25 protein-coding genes and 1 pseudogene are annotated in these 24951 nt (G+C 73.1%); 20 read left to right on the top strand and 6 right to left on the bottom strand.

Features of this window, described 5'->3' with window-relative positions:
* Positions 1 to 245 precede the first annotated feature (245 nt).
* The gene (locus AB0L21_RS11210; RefSeq protein WP_365783466.1) at positions 246 to 1415 is read left to right on the top strand and encodes a cysteine desulfurase family protein; all 1170 of its coding nucleotides are present in this window, start codon (positions 246 to 248) and stop codon (positions 1413 to 1415) included.
* Here the strand turns inward: AB0L21_RS11210 and AB0L21_RS11205 are convergent.
* Positions 1408 to 2094, bottom strand: a complete 687-nt coding sequence (locus AB0L21_RS11205) for an N-acetylmuramoyl-L-alanine amidase (protein WP_365783519.1) — start codon at positions 2092 to 2094, stop codon at positions 1408 to 1410. The genes AB0L21_RS11210 and AB0L21_RS11205 overlap by 8 nt on opposite strands.
* A gap of 106 nt (positions 2095 to 2200) precedes the next feature.
* Here AB0L21_RS11205 and mnmA point away from each other — a divergent pair, with 106 nt between their 5' ends.
* The gene (gene mnmA, locus AB0L21_RS11200; RefSeq protein ID WP_365707778.1) at positions 2201 to 3331 is read left to right on the top strand and encodes a tRNA 2-thiouridine(34) synthase MnmA; all 1131 of its coding nucleotides are present in this window, start codon (positions 2201 to 2203) and stop codon (positions 3329 to 3331) included.
* Positions 3332 to 3362: 31 nt separating this feature from the next.
* Here the strand turns inward: mnmA and AB0L21_RS11195 are convergent, their stop codons facing one another.
* A complete protein-coding gene (locus AB0L21_RS11195) occupies positions 3363 to 4145 on the bottom strand; it encodes an alpha/beta hydrolase (RefSeq protein WP_365783464.1) in 783 nt (260 codons plus the stop codon).
* A 63-nt stretch (positions 4146 to 4208) separates the two neighbouring features.
* Complete coding sequence (locus AB0L21_RS11190; RefSeq protein WP_365707774.1) at positions 4209 to 4532, bottom strand: DUF427 domain-containing protein; 324 nt, start codon at positions 4530 to 4532, stop codon at positions 4209 to 4211.
* A gap of 66 nt (positions 4533 to 4598) precedes the next feature.
* Here AB0L21_RS11190 and AB0L21_RS11185 point away from each other — a divergent pair, with 66 nt between their 5' ends.
* The 5 genes from AB0L21_RS11185 to AB0L21_RS11165 all read left to right on the top strand — a co-directional run bounded on the left by AB0L21_RS11185 (position 4599) and on the right by AB0L21_RS11165 (position 11621).
* A complete protein-coding gene (locus AB0L21_RS11185) occupies positions 4599 to 5129 on the top strand; it encodes a TIGR00730 family Rossman fold protein (RefSeq protein WP_365707772.1) in 531 nt (176 codons plus the stop codon).
* 40 nt (positions 5130 to 5169) lie between these two features.
* Positions 5170 to 5868 carry an SDR family oxidoreductase gene (locus AB0L21_RS11180; protein WP_365707770.1) on the top strand — a complete coding sequence of 233 codons (699 nt, stop codon included), beginning with the start codon at positions 5170 to 5172 and terminating at the stop codon, positions 5866 to 5868.
* A 31-nt stretch (positions 5869 to 5899) separates the two neighbouring features.
* Positions 5900 to 6907: a methionine synthase gene (locus tag AB0L21_RS11175; protein WP_365707768.1), complete on the top strand. Its 1008-nt coding sequence runs from the start codon at positions 5900 to 5902 to the stop codon at positions 6905 to 6907.
* A gap of 15 nt (positions 6908 to 6922) precedes the next feature.
* Complete coding sequence (ligA, locus tag AB0L21_RS11170; protein WP_365783463.1) at positions 6923 to 9118, top strand: NAD-dependent DNA ligase LigA; 2196 nt, start codon at positions 6923 to 6925, stop codon at positions 9116 to 9118.
* Between the two features lie 259 nt (positions 9119 to 9377).
* Positions 9378 to 11621 carry a bifunctional diguanylate cyclase/phosphodiesterase gene (locus tag AB0L21_RS11165; protein ID WP_365783461.1) on the top strand — a complete coding sequence of 748 codons (2244 nt, stop codon included), beginning with the start codon at positions 9378 to 9380 and terminating at the stop codon, positions 11619 to 11621.
* 49 nt (positions 11622 to 11670) lie between these two features.
* Here the strand turns inward: AB0L21_RS11165 and AB0L21_RS11160 are convergent, their stop codons facing one another.
* A complete protein-coding gene (locus AB0L21_RS11160) occupies positions 11671 to 12249 on the bottom strand; it encodes a TetR/AcrR family transcriptional regulator (RefSeq protein WP_365707762.1) in 579 nt (192 codons plus the stop codon).
* 92 nt (positions 12250 to 12341) lie between these two features.
* On the opposite strand from AB0L21_RS11160, the gene AB0L21_RS11155 reads away from it, so the two are divergent.
* The 6 genes from AB0L21_RS11155 (at position 12342) to gatB (ending at position 17109) form a co-directional block, all read left to right on the top strand.
* Positions 12342 to 12713, top strand: a complete 372-nt coding sequence (locus tag AB0L21_RS11155; RefSeq protein WP_365707760.1) for a DUF4267 domain-containing protein — start codon at positions 12342 to 12344, stop codon at positions 12711 to 12713.
* Positions 12714 to 12772: 59 nt separating this feature from the next.
* Positions 12773 to 13267, top strand: coding sequence for a cupin domain-containing protein (locus tag AB0L21_RS11150; protein WP_365707758.1), 495 nt, complete (start codon positions 12773 to 12775; stop codon positions 13265 to 13267).
* 270 nt (positions 13268 to 13537) lie between these two features.
* Positions 13538 to 13834, top strand: coding sequence for an Asp-tRNA(Asn)/Glu-tRNA(Gln) amidotransferase subunit GatC (gene gatC, locus AB0L21_RS11145; RefSeq protein WP_004925108.1), 297 nt, complete (start codon positions 13538 to 13540; stop codon positions 13832 to 13834).
* 5 nt (positions 13835 to 13839) lie between these two features.
* Positions 13840 to 15342: an Asp-tRNA(Asn)/Glu-tRNA(Gln) amidotransferase subunit GatA gene (gatA, locus tag AB0L21_RS11140; RefSeq protein ID WP_189819285.1), complete on the top strand. Its 1503-nt coding sequence runs from the start codon at positions 13840 to 13842 to the stop codon at positions 15340 to 15342.
* Positions 15339 to 15578 carry a hypothetical protein gene (locus AB0L21_RS11135; RefSeq protein WP_356340049.1) on the top strand — a complete coding sequence of 80 codons (240 nt, stop codon included), beginning with the start codon at positions 15339 to 15341 and terminating at the stop codon, positions 15576 to 15578. Before gatA ends, AB0L21_RS11135 begins: the two co-directional genes overlap by 4 nt.
* A 16-nt stretch (positions 15579 to 15594) precedes the next feature.
* Entirely contained in the window at positions 15595 to 17109 is a 1515-nt protein-coding gene (gene gatB / locus AB0L21_RS11130) for an Asp-tRNA(Asn)/Glu-tRNA(Gln) amidotransferase subunit GatB (RefSeq protein ID WP_365707756.1), read from the top strand.
* Between the two features lie 48 nt (positions 17110 to 17157).
* Here the strand turns inward: gatB and AB0L21_RS11125 are convergent, their stop codons facing one another.
* Complete coding sequence (locus AB0L21_RS11125; RefSeq protein ID WP_365783459.1) at positions 17158 to 17955, bottom strand: methyltransferase domain-containing protein; 798 nt, start codon at positions 17953 to 17955, stop codon at positions 17158 to 17160.
* A gap of 76 nt (positions 17956 to 18031) precedes the next feature.
* On the opposite strand from AB0L21_RS11125, the gene AB0L21_RS11120 reads away from it, so the two are divergent.
* The 7 genes and pseudogenes from AB0L21_RS11120 to AB0L21_RS11090 all read left to right on the top strand — a co-directional run bounded on the left by AB0L21_RS11120 (position 18032) and on the right by AB0L21_RS11090 (position 23745).
* Positions 18032 to 18340 carry a hypothetical protein gene (locus AB0L21_RS11120; RefSeq protein ID WP_365707752.1) on the top strand — a complete coding sequence of 103 codons (309 nt, stop codon included), beginning with the start codon at positions 18032 to 18034 and terminating at the stop codon, positions 18338 to 18340.
* 101 nt (positions 18341 to 18441) lie between these two features.
* Positions 18442 to 18772: pseudogene (locus AB0L21_RS11115) on the top strand (hypothetical protein); the annotation flags it as partial.
* Positions 18750 to 19322, top strand: coding sequence for a GNAT family protein (locus tag AB0L21_RS11110; protein ID WP_365707750.1), 573 nt, complete (start codon positions 18750 to 18752; stop codon positions 19320 to 19322). The pseudogene AB0L21_RS11115 and the gene AB0L21_RS11110, both read left to right, overlap by 23 nt.
* 35 nt (positions 19323 to 19357) lie before the next feature.
* On the top strand, positions 19358 to 19957 hold the full coding sequence (locus AB0L21_RS11105) for a hypothetical protein (RefSeq protein ID WP_365783457.1): 600 nt from the start codon (positions 19358 to 19360) through the stop codon (positions 19955 to 19957).
* A gap of 218 nt (positions 19958 to 20175) precedes the next feature.
* Positions 20176 to 20367 carry a hypothetical protein gene (locus AB0L21_RS11100; RefSeq protein WP_365783455.1) on the top strand — a complete coding sequence of 64 codons (192 nt, stop codon included), beginning with the start codon at positions 20176 to 20178 and terminating at the stop codon, positions 20365 to 20367.
* 95 nt (positions 20368 to 20462) lie between these two features.
* Positions 20463 to 23501 (top strand): AAA family ATPase, encoded by a 3039-nt coding sequence (locus tag AB0L21_RS11095; protein ID WP_365783517.1) that lies wholly within the window; start codon positions 20463 to 20465, stop codon positions 23499 to 23501.
* Between the two features lie 37 nt (positions 23502 to 23538).
* On the top strand, positions 23539 to 23745 hold the full coding sequence (locus AB0L21_RS11090; protein WP_365707744.1) for a DUF6191 domain-containing protein: 207 nt from the start codon (positions 23539 to 23541) through the stop codon (positions 23743 to 23745).
* A 9-nt stretch (positions 23746 to 23754) separates the two neighbouring features.
* Here the strand turns inward: AB0L21_RS11090 and AB0L21_RS11085 are convergent, their stop codons facing one another.
* Entirely contained in the window at positions 23755 to 24921 is a 1167-nt protein-coding gene (locus AB0L21_RS11085; RefSeq protein ID WP_365707742.1) for a PQQ-dependent sugar dehydrogenase, read from the bottom strand.
* Between the last annotated feature and the right edge of the window lie 30 nt (positions 24922 to 24951).

Raw genomic sequence — 24951 nt, 5'->3', positions numbered from 1 at the left:
ACGGCAACGCGGCACGGCCGCCCCGCCACCCCCGCACGGCCGCCGCACCCGCTGACCGGCCGCCCCGCCGTAGCCGCCGCACCCGCCGTGGGCAATCGTTCCCCAGGGCGGAACGGGTGGGCACGGCCGACAGCGCCGGGTGCGCCGCCACCAAGCCCAGGTGCGGCCAAGGCGAGGCGCCCGAAGCCGACGGCACCCACTCAAGGCCGAAGCCAACTGCAGGGGAGCCGTAGAATCGCCTCACCATGGCTTACCTCGACCACGCCGCGACCACCCCGATGCTCCCGGAAGCGGCGGAGGCATTCACCGCCCAGTTGAGCATCACGGGCAACGCCTCCTCCCTCCACGCATCCGGCCGCCAGGCACGCCGCACGGTCGAGGAATCCCGCGAAATCCTCGCGGAAGCCCTCGGCGCCCGCCCCAGCGAGGTCGTCTTCACCTCCGGCGGCACCGAGGCCGACAACCTCGCCGTCAAAGGCCTGTACTGGTCCCGCCGCGACGCCGACCCGGCCCGCACCCGCATCCTGGCCAGCCCCGTCGAGCACCACGCCGTACTGGACGCCGTGCACTGGCTCGGTGAGCACGAGGGCGCCACGGTCGAGTACCTCCCCGTCGACTCCTACGGCCGCGTCCACCCCGAGGCGCTGCGCGAGGCCATCGCCCGCAACCCCGCCGACGTCGCCCTCGCCACCGTGATGTGGGCCAACAACGAGATCGGCACGGTCATGCCGGTCCGTGAACTGGCCGACGTCACCGCCGAGTCCGGCATCCCACTGCACGCAGACGCGGTCCAGGCCTTCGGCCAGGTCCCGGTCGACTTCGAGGCCTCCGGCCTGGCCGCCATGACCGTCTCCGGGCACAAGATCGGCGGCCCGTACGGCATCGGCGCGCTGATCCTCGGCCGCGAGCACACCCCCGTACCCGTCCTGCACGGCGGCGGCCAGGAGCGGCATGTGCGCTCCGGCACGCTGGACGTCCCGGCCATCGCCTCCTTCGCCGTCGCCGGCCGGCTCGCCGCCGAGCAGCGCGAGTGGTTCGCGCGCGAGATCGGCGCCCTGCGCGATCAGCTGATCGACGCCGTGCGGAGTGCCGTACCGGACGCGATCCTCGGCGGCGACCCGGCGCCCGGGGGCCGGCTCCCGGCCAACGCCCACTTCACGTTCCCCGGCTGCGAGGGCGACTCCCTGCTGCTCCTGCTGGACGCCCAGGGCATCGAGTGCTCCACCGGCTCCGCCTGCACCGCGGGCGTCGCGCAGCCCAGCCATGTCCTCCTGGCCACCGGCACCGACCCGGACCTGGCCCGCGGCACGCTGCGCTTCTCCCTCGGCCACACCTCCACGGAGGCGGACGTCGAGGCCGTGGCCAAGGCGATCGGCCCGGCGGTGGAACGCGCCCACGCGGCCGGGCTCACGTAGCCGCGCGGGGGGACGCAGACGCCCCGGCCTTCTCCCGCTCGGCGCGGACCGTACGTATGTACCGGTCCCAGTCCCAGAACCGCCCCGGATCGGTGTGGTCCGTCCCCGGCACCTCCACGTGCCCGATGATGTGCTCGCGGTCCACGGGTATGCCGTACCGCTCGCATATCGCCGCCGTCAGCCGCGCCGAGGCCGCGTACATCTCGTCCGTGAAGGACGAGGAGTCCTCCACGAAGCCCTCGTGCTCTATGCCGACGCTGCGTTCGTTGTACTGCCGGTTGCCCGCGTGGAAGGCCACGTCCAGCTCCCGGACCAGCTGGGTGACCCGCCCGTCCTTGCGCACGATGTAGTGCGCCGCCGCCCCGTGCCCCGGGTCCCGGAAGACCTTCACCGCGGACGCGTAGCCGCCCTGGGTGACATGGATGACCACCCGGTCCACCCGGTAGTCGGACGGCCGGTCCGCGAGCCGGTAGTTCGCCGTCGAGGCTCCCACCCAGCGCGCGCCCCGGAAGTCCACCGCGCCCGCCACCCGCGGCTTGTCCACCCCGGGCATCCGCCACCACAGCCGGGACAGCTCCTCCCGGGCCAGCACGGCCGTGCCCAGGGCCGCCGCGGCCCCGCCGACCAGCAGGGCCCGCCGTCCCAGCCGCCGGTCCGTGTCGTCCTTCGCCGTGCCCATGTCCGCCCCCGTCGCCGCCGGCATCGCCGGCCCCGTCGTCACCCTCTGCGATCGTCAACGGATATCAGGCCGACGCGGTTCCCGCGCCCCGTACCCTGGAAGGGCTATGACTGACACCCCGCAGCGCACCCGCCCCCTCCGCGTCCTCGCCGCCATGTCCGGCGGAGTCGACTCCGCCGTCGCCGCCGCGCGCGCCGCGGAAGCAGGCCACGACGTCACCGGCGTCCACCTCGCGCTCTCCGCGAACCCGCAGTCGTTCCGCACCGGTGCGCGGGGCTGTTGCACCATCGAGGACTCGCGTGACGCCCGCCGCGCGGCCGACGTCATCGGCATCCCGTTCTACGTCTGGGACCTCGCCGACCGCTTCCGCGAGGACGTCGTCGAGGACTTCGTCGCCGAGTACGAGGCCGGCCGCACCCCGAACCCCTGCCTGCGCTGCAACGAGAAGATCAAGTTCGCCGCGCTGCTGGACAAGGCGCTGGCCCTCGGCTTCGACGCCGTCTGCACCGGCCACTACGCCAAGGTGATCGTGAACCCGGACGGCTCCCGCGAACTGCACCGCGCCTCCGACATGGCGAAGGATCAGTCGTACGTCCTCGGGGTGCTGGACGAGAGGCAGCTCGCGCACGCGATGTTCCCGCTCGGAGACACGGTCACCACCAAGGAGGAGATCCGCGCGGAGGCCGAGCGCCGGGGCCTGGCCGTGGCCAAGAAGCCCGACTCGCACGACATCTGCTTCATCGCCGACGGCGACACCCAGGGCTTCCTGGCCAAGCGGCTCGGCAAGGCCGAGGGCGACATCGTGGACGAGTCAGGCGCCAAGCTGGGCACGCACGAGGGCGCGTACGGGTTCACCATCGGCCAGCGCAAGGGCCTGCGGATCGGCACCCCGGCCCCGGACGGCAAGCCGCGCTACGTCCTGGACATCTCCCCGGTCACCAACACGGTCACCGTCGGCCCGGCCGACGCCCTGGACGTCACCGCCCTCACCGCGATCAGGCCCCGCTGGTGCGGCACCGCCCCCACCGGCCCCGGCACCTACACCGCCCAGCTGCGCGCCCACGGCGGCGAGACCGAGGTGACCGCCGAGCCGGTCGACGGCGAGCTGCGCGTGACGTTCGCCGAGCCGGTCCGCGGCGTCGCCCCCGGCCAGGCGATCGTCCTGTACGACGGCACGCGCGTGGTGGGCTCGGCGACGATCGCGTCGACCACGCGCGCGACGGCCGCGGCGGTCTGAACCGGCCTTCGTCCCGCGAGGAACGACACGCCTAGCCCGCGAAGAACTCCGCCAGCACCGGCCCCAGCACGTCCGGCTCCACCATGTGGGTCTGGCCCTCCAGCACCCGGTACGTGCCCTGGGGCACCGTCTTTGCGATCTCCCGGGTCGCCGCGCGCATCCACTCCGGGCTCGCGCCGCCCGCGACCGCGAGCACGGGCACACCGATCGCGGCGAGCCGGTCCCGGGGGAGCAGGCCGTCGCCCATGACCGCGTCGTCGTGGGCGAGGCTGGGGGCGACGGCCTCCATTCCGGCCCACATCGGCGACTCCCGGGCACGCTGGATCATCTCCTCGCCGAGGCCGGTCAGGCGCAGGAACAGCTCCACCGCGTCCCCGCGCCGGCCCTCGCCGAGCGCCTTGGTCAGCTGCTCCTTGTAGGTGGCCTCACGTGCGGCACCGCCCGCCAGGTGGTCGGCGTACGGCACCTCGTACACCGCCGCGCGGGCGACGGGCAGCCCGCTCGCCGCCGCGCGCAGGACCAGCGCGCCGCCCGAGGAGACCCCGAAGAGCGCCGCATCGCCGCCCACCGCGTCGATCAGCGCGGCCAGGTCCTCGATCTCGCGGTCGACCTCGTACGGCGCCGTGTCGCCGCTCGCGCCGCGGCCCCGGCGGTCGTAGACGACGGCCGTGCAGCGGGCCGCGAGGCGCTGGGCCAGGGGCGCCACGGTGCCGCCGGTGGACATCGCGCCGCTCACCAGGATCGCCGTGGGCCCCTGGCCGATCACTCCGTACGCGAGGGAGGTGCCGTCGCGGGAAGTCGTCTTCTTGTCCATGGCCGTGCAGACTGCCGCACGGCGCGGCACTCATCGGTCACGACACGGCGATGCCGGGGGTGGTCATGCGACCTCGGTGTCGTAGAAGCAGTAGTGGTCCTTGATCTCCGCCACCCCGTCCTTGGGGTCCGGATAGGCCCAGACGAGGTCGGGCGCGTCCGGTAGCGACCAGTAGGACGCCGTGCCCTTGAAGGGGCACACGGTGTGCGTGTCGGAGGGCGTCAGCAGATCGAGACGGACGTCCTCGGCGGGGATGTAGTACCTGACCGGGCAGCCCGTCTCGCGCAGCGCTAGGGCCCGGTCGGACTCCGCGAGAACCTGGTCGCCGTGCACCACGCGCACGTGCCGCTCGCTCTTCTGGATCGTGATCGTGTGTCCTTGGGTCATACCCGTTCAGCGCCCGGACGGGCCGCGCTTCTTCCCGCCCGGCGCGGGGACCGTACGGTAGGGGCCATGAACATCTGCGTCTTCCTGTCCGCCGCCGACCTCGACGAGCGTTACACGCGTCCCGCGCGCGAGTTCGCGGAACTGCTCGGCAAGGGCGGCCACACGCTCGTCTGGGGCGGTTCCGACGTCGGTCTGATGAAGGTGGTTGCCGACGGCGTGCAGGAGGCGGGCGGCAGGCTGCTGGGCGTCTCCGTGGAGTTCCTGGCGAACAAGGCGCGGCCGGGCGCCGACGAGATGGTCATCGCGGCCGACCTCGCCGAACGCAAGAAGCTGCTGCTGGAGAAGGCCGACGCCGTGGTGATCATGGTGGGCGGCACCGGCACGCTGGACGAGGCCACCGAGATCCTGGAGCTGAAGAAGCACGGCCGCACCGGGAAGCCGGTCGTGCTGCTGAACACGGCGGGCTTCTACGACGGCCTGCGCGAACAGTTCCGCCGCATGGAGGCCGAGGGCTTCCTGCCCCGCCCGCTGGCCGAACTGGTCTTCTTCGCCGACGAGCCGGTCGAGGCCCTCGCCTACCTGGAGGAGCGGCAATGAGCGGCTACCGCCGCGGGGCTCGGCGTCCGGTGATGCGAGCATGGCGGTCATGGCTACTCATGTGATCACCGGGGCCGGTTCCGGCATCGGCGCGGCCGTGGCCCGCCGGCTGCACGCGCGCGGGGACGAGATCGTGCTGCACGCGCGCGACGCGGGCCGCGCCAAGGAACTGGCGGCCGAGTTCCCCGGCGCGCGCACCCTGGTCGGCGACCTCGCGGACCCGGACAAGCTGTCCTGGGCCTTCTCCCACCAGACACTCCCGGACCGGGTCGACTCCCTGCTGCACATCGCCGGAGTCGTCGACCTCGGAGCGGTCGGCGACCTGACCCCGAAGTCCTGGCGCCACCAGCTCAACGTCAACCTGATCGCCCCCGCCGAGCTGACCCGGCACTTCCTGCCGCAGCTGCGGGCGGCCCGCGGCCATGTGATCTTCGTCAACTCCGGCGCCGGCCTCACCGCGAGCGCCGGCTGGTCCGCGTACGCCGCCTCCAAACACGGTCTGAAGGCCCTCGCCGACTCACTGCGCCAGGAGGAGCACGCAGGCGGCGTCCGCGTCACCTCGGTCTACCCCGGCCGCACCGCGAGCCCCATGCAGGCCAAGGTGCACCAGCAGGAGGGCAAGGAGTACGACCCGTCGAAGTGGATCGACCCCGAGTCGGTCGCCACGACGATCCTGACCGCCCTGGACCTCCCGAGGGACGCGGAGATCAACGACCTGACGGTACGTCCGGGGCGCTGACCTCGCCCGGAGGGTTCCGTAGGCTTCCCTGGTGAGCGAAAACAGCCAGTTCAGGTTCCCGGGGGCCACCGGTGTCGGTTCCCTGCCCGGCGGGGACGCCAGGGAAGCCGCCAAGACCGCCACCGGGTCCTTCGATGACTTTCCGTTCCTCCCGGAGCTGCCCGCGCGCGGGCCCGGCGCCGACATGATCGGCCGGACCGCCGGGATGCTGGTCGAGCTGTACGCGCGCGTGGAGCCCAGCGGGTGGCGGCTCGGGGACCGGCCGGGCCGGGACACCAAGCGGGCCAGGTCCTGGCTCGGCGAGGACCTGGACGCCCTGGAGGAGTTCACCCAGGGCTACGAGGGCGATCTGAAGGTGCAGGCGGTCGGGCCGTGGACGCTGGCCGCCGCCCTGGAGCTGAAGAACGGCGAGGCCGCCCTGTCGGACCCCGGCGCCTGCCGGGACCTCGCCGCCTCGCTCGCCGAGGGGCTGCGGCTGCACCTCGCCGAGGTGCGGCGCCGCGTCCCGGGCGCCCGGATCGTCCTCCAGCTCGACGAGCCCTCCCTCACGGCCGTCCTGCGCGGACAGGTCCGTACGGCGAGCGGCTACCGCACCCACCGGGCCGTGGACCGGCAGATCGTGGAGGCCACGCTCCGGGACGTCGTCGGCGCGCACGCCGGCGGGCCGGTGGTCGTGCACTCCTGCGCCCCGGACGTGCCGTTCGCCCTGCTGCGGCGGGCCGGCGCGGCGGCCGTCTCCTTCGACTTCGCGCTCCTCACCGAGCGTGACGACGAGGCGGTCGGCGAGGCCGTGGAGGGCGGTACGCGGCTGTTCGCCGGTGTCGTGCCGGGCACGGACGGCCCGTTGTCAGACCCTGCCGGTAGCGTCATGGGTGTCAGGACGTTGTGGCGCAGGCTGGGGCTGCATCCGGGGCTGCTCGCGGAGGCGGTCACGGTGACCCCGGCGTGCGGGCTGGCGGGTGCTTCCCCCGCGTACGCGCGCCAGGCGCTCGCCCACTGCGTCCGGGCGGCGAGATCCCTCGCGGACAACCCTGAGTAACGGGAGGACAACACGGTGGCCGGCGACAAGCAGGCGGAGACGACGGCGGTGCCCGCCGAGGCCCGCGACAAGCACGCGCAGCTGGCGGAGCAGGTCGAGGAGCACCGCTTCCGGTACTACGTGAAGGACGCTCCCGTCATCAGCGACGCGGAGTTCGACCAGCTCCTCAAGTCCCTGGAGGCCCTGGAGGAGCGGTATCCGGAGCTGCGCACCCCGGACTCGCCCACGCAGAAGGTCGCGGGGTCGTACGAGACGGAGTTCAGGGCGGTCGAGCACCGCGAGCGGATGCTCTCGCTGGACAACACGTTCAACGACGACGAGCTGGCCGCCTGGGCCGACCGCATCGCCAGGGAGCTGGGCGACCAGACGTACCACTTCCTGTGCGAGCTGAAGGTGGACGGCCTCGCGGTCAACCTCACCTACGAGAAGGGCCGCCTCACGCGCGCGGCCACCCGCGGCGACGGCCGCACCGGCGAGGACATCACGCCGAACGTCCGGACGATCGCGGAGATCCCGGACCGCCTGGGGGGCGACGAGGTGCCCGACCTGGTGGAGATCCGCGGCGAGGTCTACTTCCCGATGGAGAAGTTCCTCGAACTGAACGAACGCCTGGTCGCGGCCGGCGACAAGCCCTTCGCCAACCCCCGCAACGCCGCCGCCGGTTCGCTGCGCCAGAAGGACCCGCGGGTCACCGCGACGCGCCCGCTGCACATGGTCGTCCACGGCATCGGCGCCCTGGAGGGCTTCACGGGCATGACCCGGCTCTCGCAGGCGTACGACCTGCTGAAGAGCTGGGGTCTGCCCACCTCCCCGCACAACCGCGTGGTCGACGACCTCGCCGGCGTACGGGAGTTCATCGCGTACTACGGCGAGAACCGCCACTCCGTCGAGCACGAGATCGACGGAGTCGTCGTCAAGCTGGACGAGATCCGCCTCCAGGGCCGGCTCGGCTCCACCGCGCGGGCGCCCCGCTGGGCGATCGCCTACAAGTACGCGCCGGAAGAGGTCAACACCAAGCTCGTCGACATCAAGGTGGGCGTCGGCCGCACGGGCCGGGTCACGCCGTACGCCCAGGTCGAGCCGGTCACGGTCGCGGGCAGCGAGGTGGAGTTCGCCACCCTGCACAACCAGGAGGTCGTCAAGGCCAAGGGCGTGCTCATCGGCGACACCGTGGTCCTGCGCAAGGCCGGTGACGTCATCCCGGAGATCCTCGGCCCGGTGGTCGACCTCAGGGACGGCAGCGAGCGGGAGTTCGTGATGCCGAGCGAGTGCCCCGAGTGCGGGACGCCGCTGCGGCCCATGAAGGAGGGCGACATCGACCTGCGCTGCCCGAACGCCCGTACCTGCCCGGCCCAGCTGAGGGAGCGGGTGTCCTATCTCGCCGGCCGGGAGTGCCTGGACATCGAGCACTTCGGCGCGGTGGCCGCCGCCGCGCTCACCCGCCCGCTGGAGCCGGCCGACCCGCCGCTGGTGGACGAGGGCGACCTGTTCGACCTGACGGTGGAGAAGCTGCTGCCCATCAAGGCCTATGTCCTCGACCCGGACAGCGGCCTGCCCAAGCGCGACCCGAAGACCGGCGAGGAGAAGGTCGTCACGGTCTTCGCCAACCAGAAGGGCGAGCCGAAGAAGAACACCCTCGCCCTGCTGGCGAACATCGAGGCGGCCAAGTCCCGTCCGCTGGCCCGCTTCCTGAACGGGCTGTCGATCCGGCACGTGGGACCGGTGGCCGCGCAGGCCCTCGCGCGCGAGTTCCGGTCCGTCGACCGCATCGAACAGGCGACCGAGGAGGAGCTGGCGGCCACCGACGGCGTCGGACCCATCATCGCCGCCGCGCTCAAGGAGTGGTTCGCCGAGGACTGGCACCGCGAGATCGTCCGCAAGTGGAAGGCCGCGGGCGTCCCCCTGGAGGACGAGTCGTCCGGCGAGGAGGAGGGGCCGCGTCCGCTGGAGGGGCTCACGGTCGTCGTCACCGGCACGCTGGAGAACTTCACCCGGGACGGCGCCAAGGAGGCACTGCAACGCCAGGGCGCGAAAGTGACTGGTTCGGTGTCGAAGAAGACCTCATTCGTCGTTGTGGGTGACAACCCCGGATCGAAGTACGACAAGGCCATGCAACTGAAGGTTCCCGTTCTGAACGAGGACGGTTTCGGCGTCCTCTTGGAACAGGGCCCCGAAGCGGCGGCCGAAGTCGCGCTTCCGACCGGGGAGTAGCGGTTGAAGGCCACCCGATCGGCGCATATCAGATGCATACGGGTGGCCCGGGCGCATTCGGGCAACCGTCGGAGACCGCTGCCCGTGGAAGCCTTCCGCGGCCTACTGTTGAGGTGTGCGCCTGCCGTGCCCAGCTGCGGCTGGGGCACCTCCGTGCTCTCCAGGGGCGCGGAGAAGGTTTCTTCGACGCGGAGCTGCTGATGGTTGTCGGGCGTCGGGCCGCGTGGCGTGGGCACCGCCGGCTGTGAGAGGGACGGGAATGGAACCGACCGAGAGCGCCGCCCCGGACTCATGGCTGCGCCTGCGCCGCCGCGCGGGCGTGTGGCGGGGGAACCGGTGGACCGGACGGCCCGACGGGCGTGCGGCCGTGCAGCCGCGCCCGGCCGGACCGGGCACCGCCGGCGACGCCCACGCGCCCCTGCCGGCCGTCGCGCCCGCCCCCGGCCTGGCTGGCGGCGGCGCCGAGACCGAACGGCACCTGTCCTGGCCCGCCTTGCCCGCGGCCGTCGTGGCCGCCGCCGGATTCGTCCTGGGCGCCGGCTTCTACCGCGCCTACACCGGCCACCACGCCCTCTTCCCCGGCGGCACGGCCGGCTGGTCGCTGGCCCTGCTCACCGGCGTCATCGTCGGCCACCTCGTCATGCTGGGCCGCGCGCGCTGGTGGGGCGGCACCGGATCGGGCGCCGCCCTCACCCTCGCCGTCCTGCTGCTGTACGGCTGGGTGCCCGCCGGCCTGGTCAGCCTCACCGTCGTCGTCCTGGTCGGCATCGCCCGCCGCAACCGCTGGCGGCAAGGGGTGCTGCACGGTGCGGTGGACATCCTCGGCATCGGCGTCGGCGCCCTGCTGCTCGGCGCGTTCGGCCGGGTCCCGAGCGTCGAGGAGCCCTGGCGGCCGGACAGCTGGAGCGTCGCCACGGCACCCGAGATCGTGCTGGTCGCGGTCGCCTACCTCGCCGTCAGCCGAGGCCTGTTGTGGTACCTGCACGCGCCGCGCGGCGGCGGGGTGCCCACCGTCGCCCGCACCGCCCTGGTCCGACAGGGCCTGGTCGCCGTCGCGCTGCTCGGCATCGCGCCCCTGCTGTGCGTCGTCGCCGACGCCCAGCCGATCCTGCTCCCGCTGTTCGCGATCCCGCTCATCGCCCTGGACTCCACGCTGTGGATGGCCCGCGCCCGTGCCGAGGAGCAGTTGCGCGACCCGCTGACCGGGCTGCCCAACCGGCAGTGGCTGCTGGAGCGCATCTGGACCGCCCTGGACGACGCCGACCGCATCGGGGCGCGCTCCGCGCTCATGCTGATCGACCTCGATCGCTTCCGGTCGGTGAACGACACCCTCGGTCATCTGGCCGGCGACCGGCTGCTGCTCCAGATCGCCGACCGGCTGCGGCTCGCCCTGCCGCGCGGCGCCGAGGCCGCCCGGCTCGGCGGTGACGAGTTCGCCGTCTTACTGCCCGTCGCCGACTCCACCACGTCGGCCACCCGCGTCGCCCGCGGCCTCGTCTCCGCCCTCAGCTCCCCGCTCGACCTGGACGGGCTCACCCTCGTCCTGGAGGCCAGCGCCGGCGTCGCCGTCTTCCCCGACCACGCGCTCGACGCCGAAGGGCTCCTGCGCCGCGCCGACGTCGCGATGTACCAGGCGAAGCGGGACCGCACGGGCGTCGAGGTCTACGAGTCCAAGCGGGACTCCAACACCCCGGACCGCCTCGGCCTGCTGGGCGACCTGCGCCGGGCGCTGGACGCGCACGAGGTCCAGCTCCACTACCAGCCCAAGGTCCGCTTCGACGGACAGGTCGCCGGCCTGGAGGCCCTGGTCCGCTGGGTGCACCCGGAGCGCGGGAAGGTGCCGCCGGACGAGTTCATAGCGATAGCCGAGTCCTCGGGACTGATGCCCCACCTCACCGAGTACGTCCTGGAGACCGCGCTCGGCCAGGTCGCCCGGTGGCGCGCACAGGGCCTGCGGGTGCCGGTCGCCGTCAACGTCTCCCCGCGCGACGTCCACACCCCGGGATTCGCCGGCTCGGTCGCCGCGCGCCTCGCCCGGCACGGGGTCCCCGCCGGAGCGCTCCAGCTGGAGATAACGGAACACGTGCTGCTGGAGGACCCGCAGCGCGCCGCCGACACCCTCGCCGGGCTCACCGGACACGGCGTGAAGATGTCCCTCGACGACTTCGGCACCGGGTATTCGTCGCTGGTGCACCTACGGCGGCTCCCCGTCAGCGAGCTGAAGATCGACCGCTCCTTCGTGGCCCGGCTCGCCGTCGACGCCCAGGACGCGGAGATCGTGCGCTGCACGGTGGACCTCGCGCATTCGCTGGGTCTGCTGGTCGTCGCCGAGGGCGTGGAGGACGACGAGACCTGGGAGCGGCTGCGGGATCTGGGATGCGACGCCGTGCAGGGGTGGCTGGTCGCCGCGGCGATGCCGCCCGAGGAGACCACGGCGTGGCTGCTGGCGCGGGGCTCCCGCGGGTGGCAGCGGCCGCGCGCAGCCCTGCCCGCCGCCGAGTAGTTCGCGGCCCAGTGGTTCGCGGGTGGCCCGCTGCCCCGCGACGTGCCGATCAGCGGCCCGCGAAGTGGCCGACCAGCAGCGCCAGGCGCGCCTCGTGCGCGTGTTCCGGCAGTCTGCCGCTCCGCATCAGCGTCACCAGGCCGTGCAGCCCCGCCCAGAACGTCTCCGTCAGCAGCCCGGGGTCGTCGCCCTCGGCCGCGATCGGTTCCACCGCGAAGCGCAGTTCGGCGAAGGCCTCCCGCAGCGGTGCCGGCGCCTCCTCCGTGGCGAACGGCAGGGGCACCAGGTGGGTGAACATCGCGTCGTAGAGGGCGGGCCGGCGGCTGGCGAAGGACGTGTACGTCTGCGCCACCGCCGCCAGCGCCTCCAGCGTGCCGCGCGCCGCCGTGCGGGCCTGCCGTAGTTCCGTCGCCAGGTCGGCGCACCCCTGCACCGCGACCGCCGCCATGATCGCGTCCTTGCCCTTGAAGTGGCTGTAGAGGACCGGCTGGCTGTACTCGATCTCGGCGGCCAGCCGGCGTGTGGTCACCGCGTCCCAGCCCTCGGACTCCGCCAGCTCGCGCGCGGCCGTGACGATCAGCCGCTCGCGTTCCGCTCGTTCGCGCTCCCGGCGCGTCTGGATCGACATGCGGTCGATTCTAGCAACGCTAGCCAATCTGTCGGTGCTCTGCTAGCTTCGCTCTCACATCTAGCGCTGCTAGCAAAGCGGGAGAACAGCACATGACCGTCACCGCGTACACCCTGGCCGTCCTGCTCGACCTGTTCTGCGTGTTCCTCGGCTACCGGTTCTGGTTCCAGCCCGGCCCCGCGGCGGCCGGCTACGGAGTCCCCGCCGACCCGCGCGGCGACGCCCGCGCCTACCTGTCGGTCAAGGGCCTCAGGGACGGCACGTTCGGGCTGCTGGGCCTCGCCCTGCTCGCCTTCGCCGGCGCCCGCGCCGAGGCCTGGTTCATGGTCTGCGTGGCACTCGTCCCGTTCGTCGACACGCTGATAGTCCTGCGCAACGGCGGCACGAAAGCCGTCGCCTTCGGGATCCACTTCGCCACCGCCGTCGTTGTACTGATCAGTGCCGGACTGCTCTTCGCGGTCTGACCGCCATAGAGCGGTCTGACCCGCACAGCAGTCCGACCACCACACGAGGGGGATGCGTCATGTCGCTGTTCGTGCCCGAGTTCGATGACACCGTGCTCGTCCGGGACGCCGAGGCCGAGGTCGTCGGCGGTGCGCCCGTCGCCGTCAAGCTGCTGGCCGACAGCAGCGCCAGCGGTGGCGCGCTGTCCACCGTCCGCGTCACGCTCGCCGAGGGCGCCGACGGGGCCCGTCCGCATGTGCACCACAACTCGGCCGAGATGTTCTACCTGCTCGACGGCGAGGCCGAGGTCCTCTCCGGCGACGACGTCGTCACCGCCGGGCGCGGCGACCTGATCATCGTGCCGCCGGACCGGCCCCACGCCTTCGCCGCCGCCCCCGGCAGCACCGCCGACCTGCTCATCGTCATCGCCCCCGGCGTCGAGCGCTTCGAGTACTTCCGCCACCTCCAGCGCATCCGCCTCGGCGAGGCCACGCCGGAGAGCCTGCTGGAGGTCCAGGAGCTGTACGACAACCACTTCCTGAGGAGCCACGCCTGGGACGGGCGGCGGCGGTGAGGCCGGTGTCCCGGGGAAACCGTTTCACGGTCACGGCGCCCCGCCCCATAGGATTGGGGCTGGTCGTCCCATTCCCGTCTGTCGTGCGACGCCTGGCACGCACGCTCGCCGCGTTGCCGAATCGTCCACGTGGCTCCGCCACGAGGACGCTCCGGCGCCTTGCGATCGCACGCACCGGACGCCGCGCGACCCGCCCTCCGGGCGGACGACGGGAAGGGGACGACCAGCCCCCCGCCAAAACCACACACACTCACCCCAGAGGATCGCTGCATGCCTGGCATCACGCGCGAGGAGGTCGCCCACCTCGCCCGGCTGGCGCGTCTGGAGCTGAAGCCCGAAGAACTCGATCACTTCGCGGGACAGCTGGACGACATCATCGGCGCGGTCGCCCGCGTCAGCGAGGTCGCCGACCAAGACGTACCGCCGACCTCTCACCCGCTCCCGCTGACGAACGTCATGCGGCCGGACGAGGTCCGTCCCTCGCTCACCCCCGAGCAGGCGCTCTCCGGCGCCCCGGCACAGGAGCAGCAGCGTTTCAAGGTGCCGCAGATCCTGGGGGAGGAGTGACCGCCATGACGGACAAGAACAGCATCATCAGGCTCACCGCGGCCGAGACCGCCGCGAAGATCGCCTCCGGCGAGCTGACGGCCGTCGAGGTCACCGAGGCCCACCTCGCCCGGATCGAGGCGGTCGACGAGAAGGTGCACGCCTTCCTCCACGTCGACCGCGAGGGCGCCCTCGCCCAGGCCCGTGCCGTGGACGAGAAGCGGGAGCGCGGCGAGAAGCTCGGCCCGCTGGCCGGCGTCCCGCTCGCGCTCAAGGACATCTTCACCACCGAGGGCGTGCCCACGACCGTCGGCTCGAAGATCCTGGAGGGCTGGATCCCGCCGTACGACGCGACGCTCACCAAGCGGCTCAAGGCCGCCGATGTCGTCATCCTCGGCAAGACCAACATGGACGAGTTCGCCATGGGGTCATCGACGGAGAACAGCGCGTTCGGCCCGACCGGCAACCCGTGGGACCTCACCCGGATCCCCGGCGGCTCCGGCGGCGGCTCCTCCGCCGCGCTGGCCGCGCACATGGCCCCCCTCGCCATCGGCACCGACACCGGCGGCTCCATCCGCCAGCCGGCCGCCGTCACCGGCACGGTCGGTGTGAAGCCGACGTACGGCGCGGTCTCCCGCTACGGCATGGTCGCGTTCTCCAGCTCGCTCGACCAGGGCGGCCCCTGCGCCCGCACGGTGCTCGACGCGGCGCTGCTGCACGAGGTCATCGCCGGGCACGACCCGCTGGACTCCACCTCCATCGACGCCCCGGTCCCGCCGGTGGTGGAGGCCGCGCGCAACGGCAGCGTCGCGGGCATGCGCGTCGGCGTGGTCAAGCAGTTCCGCGGCGAGGGCTACCAGGCGGGCGTCATCCAGCGCTTCGACGAGTCGGTCGCGCTGCTCAAGGAGCTGGGCGCCGAGATCGTCGAGCTGGACTGCCCGTCCTTCGACCTCGCCCTGTCGGCGTACTACCTGATCGCCCCGTCCGAGTGCTCCTCCAACCTCGCCCGCTTCGACGGCCTGCGCTACGGCCTGCGGACCGGCGACGACGGCACGCACTCCGCCGAGGAGGTCACCTCCCTCACCCGTGAGGCGGGCTTCGGCCCCGAGGTGAAGCGCCGCATCATGCTCGGCACGTACGCCCTGTCGAGCGGCTACTACGACGCGTACTACGGCAGCGCCCAGAAGGTCCGCACGCTGATCAAGCAGGACTTCGACAAGGCGTTCGAGCAGGTCGACGTGATCGTCTCCCCGACGACCCCGACCACCGCCTTCGCGATCGGCGAGCGCGCCGACGACCCGATGGCGATGTACCTCGCGGACCTGTGCACCATCCCGACCAACCTGGCGGGCAACGCGGCCATGTCCCTGCCCTGCGGCCTCGCCCCGGAGGACAACCTCCCGGTCGGCCTGCAGATCATCGCCCCGGTGATGAAGGACGACAGGCTGTACAAGGTGGGCGCCGCCGTCGAGGCCGCCTTCGTGGAAAAGTGGGGTCACCCGCTGCTGGAGGAGGCACCGTCGCTGTGAGCGCACTGACCAAGGCCAAGGGCTTCAAGAAGTCCAAGTCCGGTACGTACCTGTCCATGGCCGCCACCGCGTTCGGCGCGGTCGGCGCCATGAAGCAGATCAAGAAGGCCCGCGCCGAGAACGACACGCTGCGGCTCGTCGACGCCGTCGTCACCGCCGCCGGCATCGTCACCGGCCTCGCCATCCTCTACCGCGAGCTGAAGCGGCTGGGCGACGACGACGTCCTGCTGGGCTGAGAGGGAAGTTTTCACCGTGACCACCACGACCGACCTGGTGTCGTACGAGGACGCGCTGGCGTCGTACGACCCCGTCATGGGCCTTGAGGTCCATGTCGAACTCGGCACCAAGACCAAGATGTTCTGCGGCTGTTCGACCTCGCTCGGCGCCGACCCGAACTCCCAGACCTGCCCGGTCTGCCTCGGCCTGCCCGGCGCGCTCCCGGTCGTCAACGCGACCGGCGTCGAGTCCGCGATCAAGATCGGTCTCGCGCTGAACTGCGAGATCGCCGAGTGGTGCCGCTTCGCCCGGAAGAACTACTTCTATCCGGACATGCCGAAGAACTTCCAGACCTCCCAGTACGACGAGCCGATCGCCTTCAACGGCTACCTCGACGTGCAGCTGGAGGACGGCGAGACCTTCCGCGTGGAGATCGAGCGCGCCCACATGGAGGAGGACACCGGCAAGTCGACGCACGTCGGCGGCGCCACCGGCCGTATCCACGGCGCGTCCCACTCCCTGCTGGACTACAACCGCGCCGGCATCCCGCTGATCGAGATCGTCACCAAGCCGATCGTGGGCGCCGGCGAGCGCGCCCCCGAGGTGGCGAAGGCGTACGTCCGCGAGCTGCGCGAGGTCATCCGGGCCCTCGGCGTGTCCGAGGCCCGCATGGAGATGGGCCAGATGCGCTGTGACGTCAACCTGTCGCTGATGCCCAAGGGCAGCGACAAGTTCGGCACGCGCTCGGAGACGAAGAACGTCAACTCCCTGCGCTCGGTGGAGCGCGCGGCCCGCTTCGAGATCCAGCGGCACGCGGCCGTCCTCAGCAGCGGCGGGACCATCGTCCAGGAGACCCGCCACTTCCACGAGGACACCGGGTCCACGACCTCGGGCCGGGTGAAGGAGGAGGCCGAGGACTACCGGTACTTCCCGGAGCCCGACCTGGTGCCGGTCGCGCCCTCCCGGGAGTGGGTCGAGGAGATCCGCGCGGCCCTGCCCGAGCTGCCGCTGGCCCGCCGCACCCGGCTGCTGGCCGAGTGGGGCATCTCCGCCACCGACATGCAGGCGATCCTCAACGCCGGCGCGCTGGACCCGATCGTCGCCACCATCGACGCCGGTGCCGACGCGGCCTCCGCCCGCAAGTGGTGGATGGGCGAACTGGCGCGCAGCGCCAACGAGTCCGGCAAGGCGCTGGAGGAGCTGGCGATCACGCCGCAGCAGGTGGCCCGGGTCACCGAGCTGGTCGCGAAGGGTGACCTGAACGACAAGCTGGCCCGTCAGGTCATCGAGGGCGTCCTCGCGGGCGAGGGCACCCCGGACGAGGTCGTCGACAAGCGCGGTCTGAAGGTCGTCTCCGACGACTCCGCGCTCGGCACGGCCGTCGACGAGGCCATCGCCGGCAACCCGGCCATCGCGGACAAGATCCGCGGCGGCAAGGTGGCCGCGGCCGGCGCCCTGGTCGGCGCGGTCATGAAGGCCACCCGCGGCCAGGCCGACGCGGCCCGCGTCAAGGAGCTGATCCTGGAGAAGCTGGGCGTCAGCGAGGGCTGACAGCAGGCGGTGTACGGCCCCGGAGGGATGCCCTCCGGGGCCGTACGGCTAGGTACGGCGTCCCACGACCCGGGCGAACCCCAGCAGGCGCCCCTGGTCGGCGGTCAGCAGCTCCACCGAGTCGCGTGCCAGCCCGGCCATGAACTCGCTCGGGCTCTCCTCGGCGCACACCTTGCTCCACAGCAGCCAGTCCCGCCAGCCGTCCTGGAGCCAGTCGGCGGTCTCGACGGTCACGGCACCCGTACGCGTCCAGTTCCGGCGCCACCAGCCGGGGGAGTGGAACGCCCAGAACCCCGGGTCCCAGTGGGCCTTGAGGTGCTCCGGCGGCTCGGCCCCGGCGATCTCCTCCCGCACCGACGGCACCACCACCCCGATCCGTCCGCCGGGCTTCAGCAGCCGGGTCAGCGTGGGCAGGTACAGATCGTTCGTGCCGAAGTACTGGTAGGCGTCCACGGACACGATCGCGTCGAACGAGCCTTCGGCGAACGGCAGATCGTGCGCCTCGGCGAAGACGGGCAGCACCCGGTCGGCCACACCCGCCTCGGCGACGCGTACGGCGTTCTCGTCCGGCTTCACCCACAGGTCGGCCGCGGTGACCTGGACGCCGTACTCCCTGGCGAGGAAGACGGAGGTCATGGCCCGTCCGCAGCCGAGGTCGAGCACCCGGGCGCCGGGCGGCAGCCGGTCGAGGCCGAGCGCGGGCGCCAGCCACTCCAGCAGCCACAGCGCGTGCGGGCCCATCTGGTTCTCGATGGTCCAGCGGACGTCGTAGCCGTTGCTGCGGGGGTGACGCGGATGGGTGAGACGACTGAGGAGCGGGTCGGGGGTTCTCGGTTTCTCGGTCACAAGCGACCATGCCTAGCAGCCGGAGGCACCGCCCCGCACCAGGGTTTCCCCGCCGGGGACGGTACGCTCGCCCGCCATGAGTGGACGCACCGATTCCGACATCGAGCCCCCGATAACCGAGGAGCCGGAGGGGTACGTCGAGGACGCCCGGCGGGCCCGGTGGACCGCGGCCGGCACCGGAGCCCTCCTCTGCCTCGCGGGGCTCGCCGCCTCCCTGATGCGGCTCACCGGGTCCGTGCCCGCCCGCGTCCCCGCCGCCTACGCCCTCGGTGCCGCCGTCTGCGCGCTCGCGGCGCTGCTCGGCTCCAAGGGCCGTACCCGCAGGGCCCTGTGGCTGCTCATCGCCGGGACGATGGTCATGGCGCTCGGAGACCAGTTCGACTGACGTCCCTTCAGTCCGGCTCCCACACGGTCCTGGCGCTGGGCGGCACCGCCATCGCGCTCACCGAGTCCGCGCCCGGCACACCGCCGGGGCAGCCGCGATGCGACATCGCCGCCGTCGCCGCCGCGTCCGGCATCGTCGTCGCCGTCTTCCGGTGGGGCCGGGGCGGCGAACCGCTCGGCCACGACCCGCGCGGGCCGGCTCGCCTCCGCCGTCGCCCCCGACGCCTTCGTCCCGCGTACGCTGCTCGTGCCCGCCCTGATGCATCTGCTCGGCGCCGCCAACTGGTGGCCGCCCGGCCGGCTGGAGCGCCGCCTGCCACGCCTCGGCATCGAGCCGCCCGAGTGCCGCGCGCCGCAGGACAGTCTCGGCCGGGTCCCGGTGGACGAACTGTGGAAGGAAGAACGGCACGATGTACGCGATATCGCTCGGTGACGACGCCGAACTGCGGCCCCTGGAGGTCTGGCACGCCGAGGAACTGCTCGCGCACATCGACCGGGGACGGGAGTTCATCGGCCGGCACATCGGCCTGGCCGACGTGGTGTCCGGCCTGGACGGCGCCCGTGGCTGGCTGAAGTCGTACGCCGACAAGCGCGGTGCCGACGCCGGCAGCGTGCACGGGATCTGGCTGGACGGGAAGCTCGTCGGCGGTCTGCTGTTCCGCGTCTGGGACACCCCGGGCGGGGTCTGCGAGGCGGGCTGCTGGCTGGAGCCGGCGGCGGCCGGGCGCGGGCTGGTCACGCGCGGGATGCGGGTGCTGCTCGACTGGGCCTTCGAGGAGCGCGGCATGCACCGGGTGGAGTGGCACGTGTCCTCGGCCAACGAGCCGAGCATCAACGTGGCCCGGCGGCTCGGCATGACGCGTGAGGGCGTGCTCCGCGAGAACTACCGGCACCGGGGCGTGCGCACCAGCACCGAGATCTGGTCGGTGCTCGCGCCCGAGTGGCGTACGGCACGCGCGCGTACCGCGCACAACGATCATTAAGAGACCTCTCAGACAGCGTCCGTACGGTGCCGGGCATGGCAACGAAGACAGCGGAAGGCGCCACGAGCGGCACTGAGGCCGGCACCGAGGCGCGCAAGGACGACGAGACGACGACGGCCGGCCCTGCCGAGGACCAGGGAACCGACGAGCAGGCCGCACGGGAGCAGGCCGCCCGGGAGGCCACGGAAGCCGACGGCGGCGAGGCGGGCGATGCGACGGAAGCCGCCGGTGGCAAGGCGCCCTCCGGGGTCGGCCAGGGCGCCGGCGCCGTCGTCTCCGCCGCGCTGGGCCTGGTCTCGCTGAGCGGCGGCTGGATCGGCACCGTGGCGTCCGCGCGCGAGCAACTCGTCGGCCAGCTCCGGACGTCCTCCACCGCGAGCGTCGCCCAGCAGGTCAAGGAGGTCTACGGCGACGCCTGGCACACCACCGCCCTGTGGGCCGGCCTGTTCGCGCTGGTCGCGCTGATCACCGGCCTGGTCGTGCTGGCGCGGCCCGCGTTCGGCACCCCCGGCCGCCCGCAGGCCGCGTGGATCAAGTCGGTCGCCTGGGCGGGTGTCTCGCTCGGCGTCATCGGACTGCTGCTCGCCGTCCTGAAGTACTCCGACGCCCTGCTCGGCCTGCCCTCGACCGGCTGAGAAGGCGTCGGGAGCCCGCGGAGAGCCCGCAGGGCTGAGGGGCCTTGGGGCGCGCGTGAGCGACTCACCGCCGCCCTAAGGCCCCTTACCGCGCGCGTGCGGCCCGCCGGCCGCCCGAAGATGCGGCACTCTCCCGATGTGGCGGACCCTCCTGGGAGACGAGGGTGGAGGCGTCGCGGAAAGCGACACACGACACCGTCTCTCCCGGAGGACTCGCCATGTACGCCCTTGAACTCCAGCGCCTGCGCTCGGCCGAGCTGCGCCGCACGGCTCAGGAGCAGCGCCTGGCCCGCGAGGCCGTACGGTCCCGTCGCGCCGCACGCCGCGCGGAGTCCGCCGGCGACGGTGCCCCGGCCGCCGGGCCGCATACCGGCCGGCCCCGCCGGCAGCGGCTGCCACGCACCGCGTGACCCGGTCGTCCGCCGGTACGGTGCCGCCGGCCATCGGTACGACCATCACACAGGAGCTGTGGAAAACCGGTGCCGGGCCCTTCCGGCCCCGTGCGATGCTCGGGCCCGTGGAGAACAGGTCCGTCAGTCCCGTGTTCGTCGGCCGCGCCGACGAGTTGGACACGCTGAACGAGGCGCTCGCCCGTGCCGCCGCGGCCGAGCCGCAGGCGCTGCTGCTCGGCGGCGAGGCCGGCGTGGGCAAGACCCGCCTCGTGGAGGAGTTCGCCACCGCCGCCGCCCGGCGCGGCGCCGTCGTCGCCGTCGGCGGCTGTGTGGAGATCGGCGCGGACGGGCTGCCGTTCGCCCCCTTCTCCGCCGCGCTGCGCGCCCTGCGCGATGCCCTGCCCGAGGAGTTCGCCGCGGCGGCGGCCGGCCAGGAGGAGGAACTGGCCCGGCTGCTGCCCGACCTCGGCGAGGCCGGCGCCGGCCGCCACGACGAACAGGGCATGGCCCGCCTGTTCGAACTCACCGCCCGGCTGCTGGAGCGGGTCGCCGCCGAGCACACCGTCGTCCTCGTCCTGGAGGACCTGCACTGGGCCGACGCCTCCACCCGCCACCTCCTCGCCTACCTCTTCCGCACCCTGCGCGCAGGCCGCCTCCTGGTCCTGGCCACCTACCGCTCCGACGACATCCACCGCCGCCACCCGCTGCGCCCGCTGCTCGCCGAACTGGACCGGCTGCGCACCGTCCGCCGCATCGAGCTCGCCCGCTTCACTCGCGAGGAGGCCGGCCGCCAGATCGCGGGCATCCTCGCCGCCGAACCCGACCCCGCCCAGGTGGACGAGATCTACGCACGTTCCGACGGCAACGCCTTCTTCATCGAGGAACTCGCCGTCGCCGCCTCGGCGGGCGGCTGCACCGGCCTCACCGACTCCCTGCGCGACCTGCTCCTCGTCCGGGTCGAGGCACTGCCCGAGAGCGCCCAGCGGGTCGCCCGGATCGTCGCCGAGGGCGGCTCCACGGTCGAGTACCGGCTGATCGCCGCCGTGGCCCGGCTCGCGGAGGACGACCTCATCGAGGCACTGCGGGCCGCTGTCGGCGCCAACATCCTCACCGCCACCCGGACCGGCGACGGCTACCGCTTCCGGCACTCCCTGGTCCGCGAGGCCGTCGCCGACGACCTGCTGCCCGGCGAACGCTCCCGGCTCAACCGCCGCTACGCCGAGGCTCTGGAGGCCGACCCGACGCTGGTCCCGGCCGACGCCCGTGTGATGCGCCTGGCCAGCTACTGGTACCACGCCCACGACGCCGCGAAGGCCCTGCCCGCCGTCCTGTCCGCCGCCGTCGTCGCCCGTCGCCGGCACGCCTACACCGAGCAACTGCGGCTGCTGGAGCGGGCGATGGAGCTGTGGGACAGCGCCCCCGAGAAGGTCCGCTCCGCCCTGCGCCCGGTCGACTACGCGGAGGTCTGTCCTCCGTGCGGCTGTGACCCGGCCACCACGCCGCTGCGCTACCTCGATCTGCTGGCCGAGGCGGTCGTGGCGGGCCGTTTCGGCGGCGAGCGCGAACGCGCCCTGAAGATCACCAAGCGGGCCCTGCGCCTCCTGGAGGAGGAGCCGGACCCGCTGCGCGCCGCCTGGTTCTGGGTGCAGCGCTCCCGGCTGGTGCAGGCCATGGCGCGCGGCGACGGCCGGCGGGAACTGGCCACCGCCCAGGACCTGGTGCGCGGACTGCCGCCGTCCGAGGTGCACGCAGAGGTGCTGGCGGTCGCGGCCAGCTGGTCCATGCAGCGCCGGCCGGGACCCGAAGCCCTGGCCGCCGCCGAACGGGCCGTGGAGTACGCCCACATGGTGGGCGCCCGCGAGACCGAACTCGACGCCCGCCTCACCCTGGGCGGCCTGACCGTGGAGTCCGGAGAGCCGGAGACCGGCCTCGCGCAGATGCGGCAGGTGCTGCGGGACACCCGCGCGGAGGGCATGCACCATGTCGCGGCCCGCGCCTATGTGAACCTGCCGTCCGTGCTGCAGAGCGTCGGCCGGGACCGGGAGGCCGTCCCCCTGCTGCGCGAGGGCATCGACTTCTGCCGCGCGTACGGGCTGCTGGACTCCGGGGCGTGGATGTGGGGCAACCTGTCCGAGGCGCTGTACGCGCTCGGCCAGTGGCAGGAGGCCGCGGAGGCCGCCGCGCACGCCACCCGGGCCGGCCACGGCGCCATGCCCCGTGGCGCGGGCGCGCTGCTCCAGGCCCACCTCGCCCTCGCCCGCGGCGACCTCGCCGAGGCCGGCCGGCACCTCGCCGCCGCCCGCGCCTGGTACGGCACCCATGACCCGATGCCCCAGCAGTCCCTGCCCGTGGCCCGCATCGTCCTCGGGGTCGCCGCCGCCGAGGGCCGGATCGCCGACGCCCGCGCGGCACTGCTCCCGGCCCTGGACGCCGGTTTCCCGCCCGGCACCCACCGCTACGGCTGGCCGCTGCTGCTGGCCGCCGCCACCGCCGAGGCCGACGCCCGCACCCTGCCCGCCGCCCGGCCCGGCCGCGCCGAGACACTCGACCGCCTCTCGGCGGCCGTACGGACCCTCACCACCGGCGTCCCGCTCTGGCACGCCTACGGCCAGTGGACCCGGGCGGAACTGCTCCGCGCGCAGGGCCGGGACACCGCCGACACCTGGTCCCCGGTCGTCACCGCCTTCGAATGCCTGGACCGGCCCTACGACCTCGCCCGGGTCCGCCACCGCCTCGCCGCGGCGCTGCTGGCCGAAGGCGGCGACGACGAGCGCGAGCGCGCGGTGGAACTGCTGCGGCTGGCCGCGGCGGTCGCCGCCCACCTCGACGCGCGCCCCCTCGCCGAGGCCGTCGCCCGGCTTGCCCAGCGCGCCCGCCTCACCCTGACCGGCGCCGCACGGCAGGCGCCCGCCGACCCGGCCGCGGCGCTCGGCCTCACCAGCCGCGAGCGGGACGTCCTGCACCTGGTCGCGGCCGGCCGCACCAACCGTCAGATAGCCGCGGAGCTGTTCATCTCCCCGAAGACCGCCAGCGTCCACGTCTCCCACATCCTCGGCAAGCTGGGCGTCTCGGGCCGGGGCGAGGCGGCGGCGGTGGCCCACCGGCTGGGGCTGTTCGCGGCGGGGACGCTCGCTGCCGAAACGCCGGGCTGAGACCTACGCTGGAGAAAACCGGCAGTGAGGGGGAGCCGTGTTCAACGTTTTCGAGGAACTGTTCGCGCCCGGTCGCAAGCACACCCGGGACGAGCAGAACCGGCTGGAACTGACCCGCGAGGACGTGGGCGACAACGACCCGGGCCGTGGCCCCATAGACCTGGCCTCCGGGAAGGCGGTGATACGCCTGCCGGAAACGGCGCCGGCCGAGCCGGAACCCGAAGCGCTCACCGAGGGCGAGTAGCCGTGCCGCTCACCGCACCCGCACCTCCAGCACCCGGTCGTCCCCCTTCTTCGGGGAGCCGCGGCCGTCCGTGTTGCTCGTCACCAGCCAGAGCCTGTCGCCGCCCGCCGGGACGACCGTACGCAGGCGGCCGTAGGCGCCCGTGAGGAACGCCTGCGGGGCGGCCGAGGCCGACGTGCCGTTCAGCGGGACGCGCCACAGACGCGCGCCCTTCAGGCCCGCCATCCAGATCACGCCGTTCACGTAGGCGATGCCGCTGGGGGAGGCGTCGTCGGTGTGCCACTGGGCCAGCGGGTTGTGGAAGCCGGCGTCGGAGGACCTGCCCTCGGCCTGAGGCCAGCCGTAGTTGTCACCGGGCTTGATCGCGTTCAGCTCGTCCCAGGTGTCCTGCCCGAACTCCGAGGCGAACAGCCGCTGTCTGTCGTCCCAGGCCAGACCCTGGACGTTCCGGTGGCCGTACGAGTACACGGGGGAGTCGGGGAACGGGTTGCCCGGAGCCGGTTCGCCGTCCGGGGTCAGGCGCAGGATCTTGCCGCCCAGCGACTTCCTGTCCTGGGCCAGGCCCTTCTCCCCGCTCTCGCCGGTCCCCGCGTACAGCATGCGGTCGGGGCCGAACGCGATCCTGCCGCCGTTGTGGATGAAACCCTTGGGGATGCCTTTGAACACCGTGTCGGGAGCGCCCAGTTGCTCACCGGCCGGTTTCCGCTCGTCGTACAGCATGCGGACGATGCGGTTGTCCGAGGCCGAGGTGAAGTAGGCGTAGATCATGTGGTCCGAGGCGAAGCCGGGGGAGAGGGCGATGCCCAGCAGGCCGCCCTCGCCGGCCGGTGAGACCCCGGAGACCGTGCCCAGCTCGGCCGTCCGGCCGGTCTTCTCGTCGATCCGGCTGATCGTGCCCTCGTCCCGGGAGGAGACCAGCAGGCCGCCGCCGGGCAGCCGAGCCAGCCCCCACGGCGTCTTCAGACCCTCGGCCACCGTGCGCAGCACCTTCACCGAACCCTTGGCCGCGGGGACCGGCGCGGCCGACGCGGCGCCGTGCCCGGAAGCGGTGGCCCCGGAGGTCGTCGCGCCCGGCGTCCCGCCCGGGCCGTCCCCGCCGTCGGAGGAACAGCCGGCCGTCAGCAGGAGGGCGGCCACGGCCAGCACGGCCGGCACAGCTCGACGTCGCACGATCACGGTTCCCTTCGCCGCGGCGGTCGGTGGCGG

Origin of the sequence: Streptomyces sp. NPDC052721, from assembly GCF_040678315.1 — a bacterium.
Lineage (GTDB): Bacteria > Actinomycetota > Actinomycetes > Streptomycetales > Streptomycetaceae > Streptomyces.
The sequence above is the reverse complement of the archived record's forward strand: the minus strand, read 5'-3'. Positions and strand labels throughout refer to the sequence as shown.

Coding starts and splice junctions, on each gene's coding strand:
- gatC (WP_004925108.1), top strand. CDS start 13,538: ATGCCTGGCATCACGCGCGAGGAGGTCGCCCACCTCGCCCGGCTGGCG.
- AB0L21_RS11155 (WP_365707760.1), top strand. CDS start 12,342: ATGACCGTCACCGCGTACACCCTGGCCGTCCTGCTCGACCTGTTCTGC.
- AB0L21_RS11160 (WP_365707762.1), bottom strand. CDS start 12,249: ATGTCGATCCAGACGCGCCGGGAGCGCGAACGAGCGGAACGCGAGCGG.
- AB0L21_RS11180 (WP_365707770.1), top strand. CDS start 5,170: ATGGCGGTCATGGCTACTCATGTGATCACCGGGGCCGGTTCCGGCATC.
- gatA (WP_189819285.1), top strand. CDS start 13,840: ATGACGGACAAGAACAGCATCATCAGGCTCACCGCGGCCGAGACCGCC.
- AB0L21_RS11095 (WP_365783517.1), top strand. CDS start 20,463: ATGCTCGGGCCCGTGGAGAACAGGTCCGTCAGTCCCGTGTTCGTCGGC.
- AB0L21_RS11110 (WP_365707750.1), top strand. CDS start 18,750: ATGTACGCGATATCGCTCGGTGACGACGCCGAACTGCGGCCCCTGGAG.
- AB0L21_RS11205 (WP_365783519.1), bottom strand. CDS start 2,094: ATGGGCACGGCGAAGGACGACACGGACCGGCGGCTGGGACGGCGGGCC.
- AB0L21_RS11165 (WP_365783461.1), top strand. CDS start 9,378: ATGGAACCGACCGAGAGCGCCGCCCCGGACTCATGGCTGCGCCTGCGC.
- AB0L21_RS11100 (WP_365783455.1), top strand. CDS start 20,176: ATGTACGCCCTTGAACTCCAGCGCCTGCGCTCGGCCGAGCTGCGCCGC.
- AB0L21_RS11105 (WP_365783457.1), top strand. CDS start 19,358: ATGGCAACGAAGACAGCGGAAGGCGCCACGAGCGGCACTGAGGCCGGC.
- AB0L21_RS11190 (WP_365707774.1), bottom strand. CDS start 4,532: ATGACCCAAGGACACACGATCACGATCCAGAAGAGCGAGCGGCACGTG.
- AB0L21_RS11185 (WP_365707772.1), top strand. CDS start 4,599: ATGAACATCTGCGTCTTCCTGTCCGCCGCCGACCTCGACGAGCGTTAC.
- AB0L21_RS11150 (WP_365707758.1), top strand. CDS start 12,773: ATGTCGCTGTTCGTGCCCGAGTTCGATGACACCGTGCTCGTCCGGGAC.
- AB0L21_RS11120 (WP_365707752.1), top strand. CDS start 18,032: ATGAGTGGACGCACCGATTCCGACATCGAGCCCCCGATAACCGAGGAG.
- AB0L21_RS11210 (WP_365783466.1), top strand. CDS start 246: ATGGCTTACCTCGACCACGCCGCGACCACCCCGATGCTCCCGGAAGCG.
- mnmA (WP_365707778.1), top strand. CDS start 2,201: ATGACTGACACCCCGCAGCGCACCCGCCCCCTCCGCGTCCTCGCCGCC.
- AB0L21_RS11195 (WP_365783464.1), bottom strand. CDS start 4,145: ATGGACAAGAAGACGACTTCCCGCGACGGCACCTCCCTCGCGTACGGA.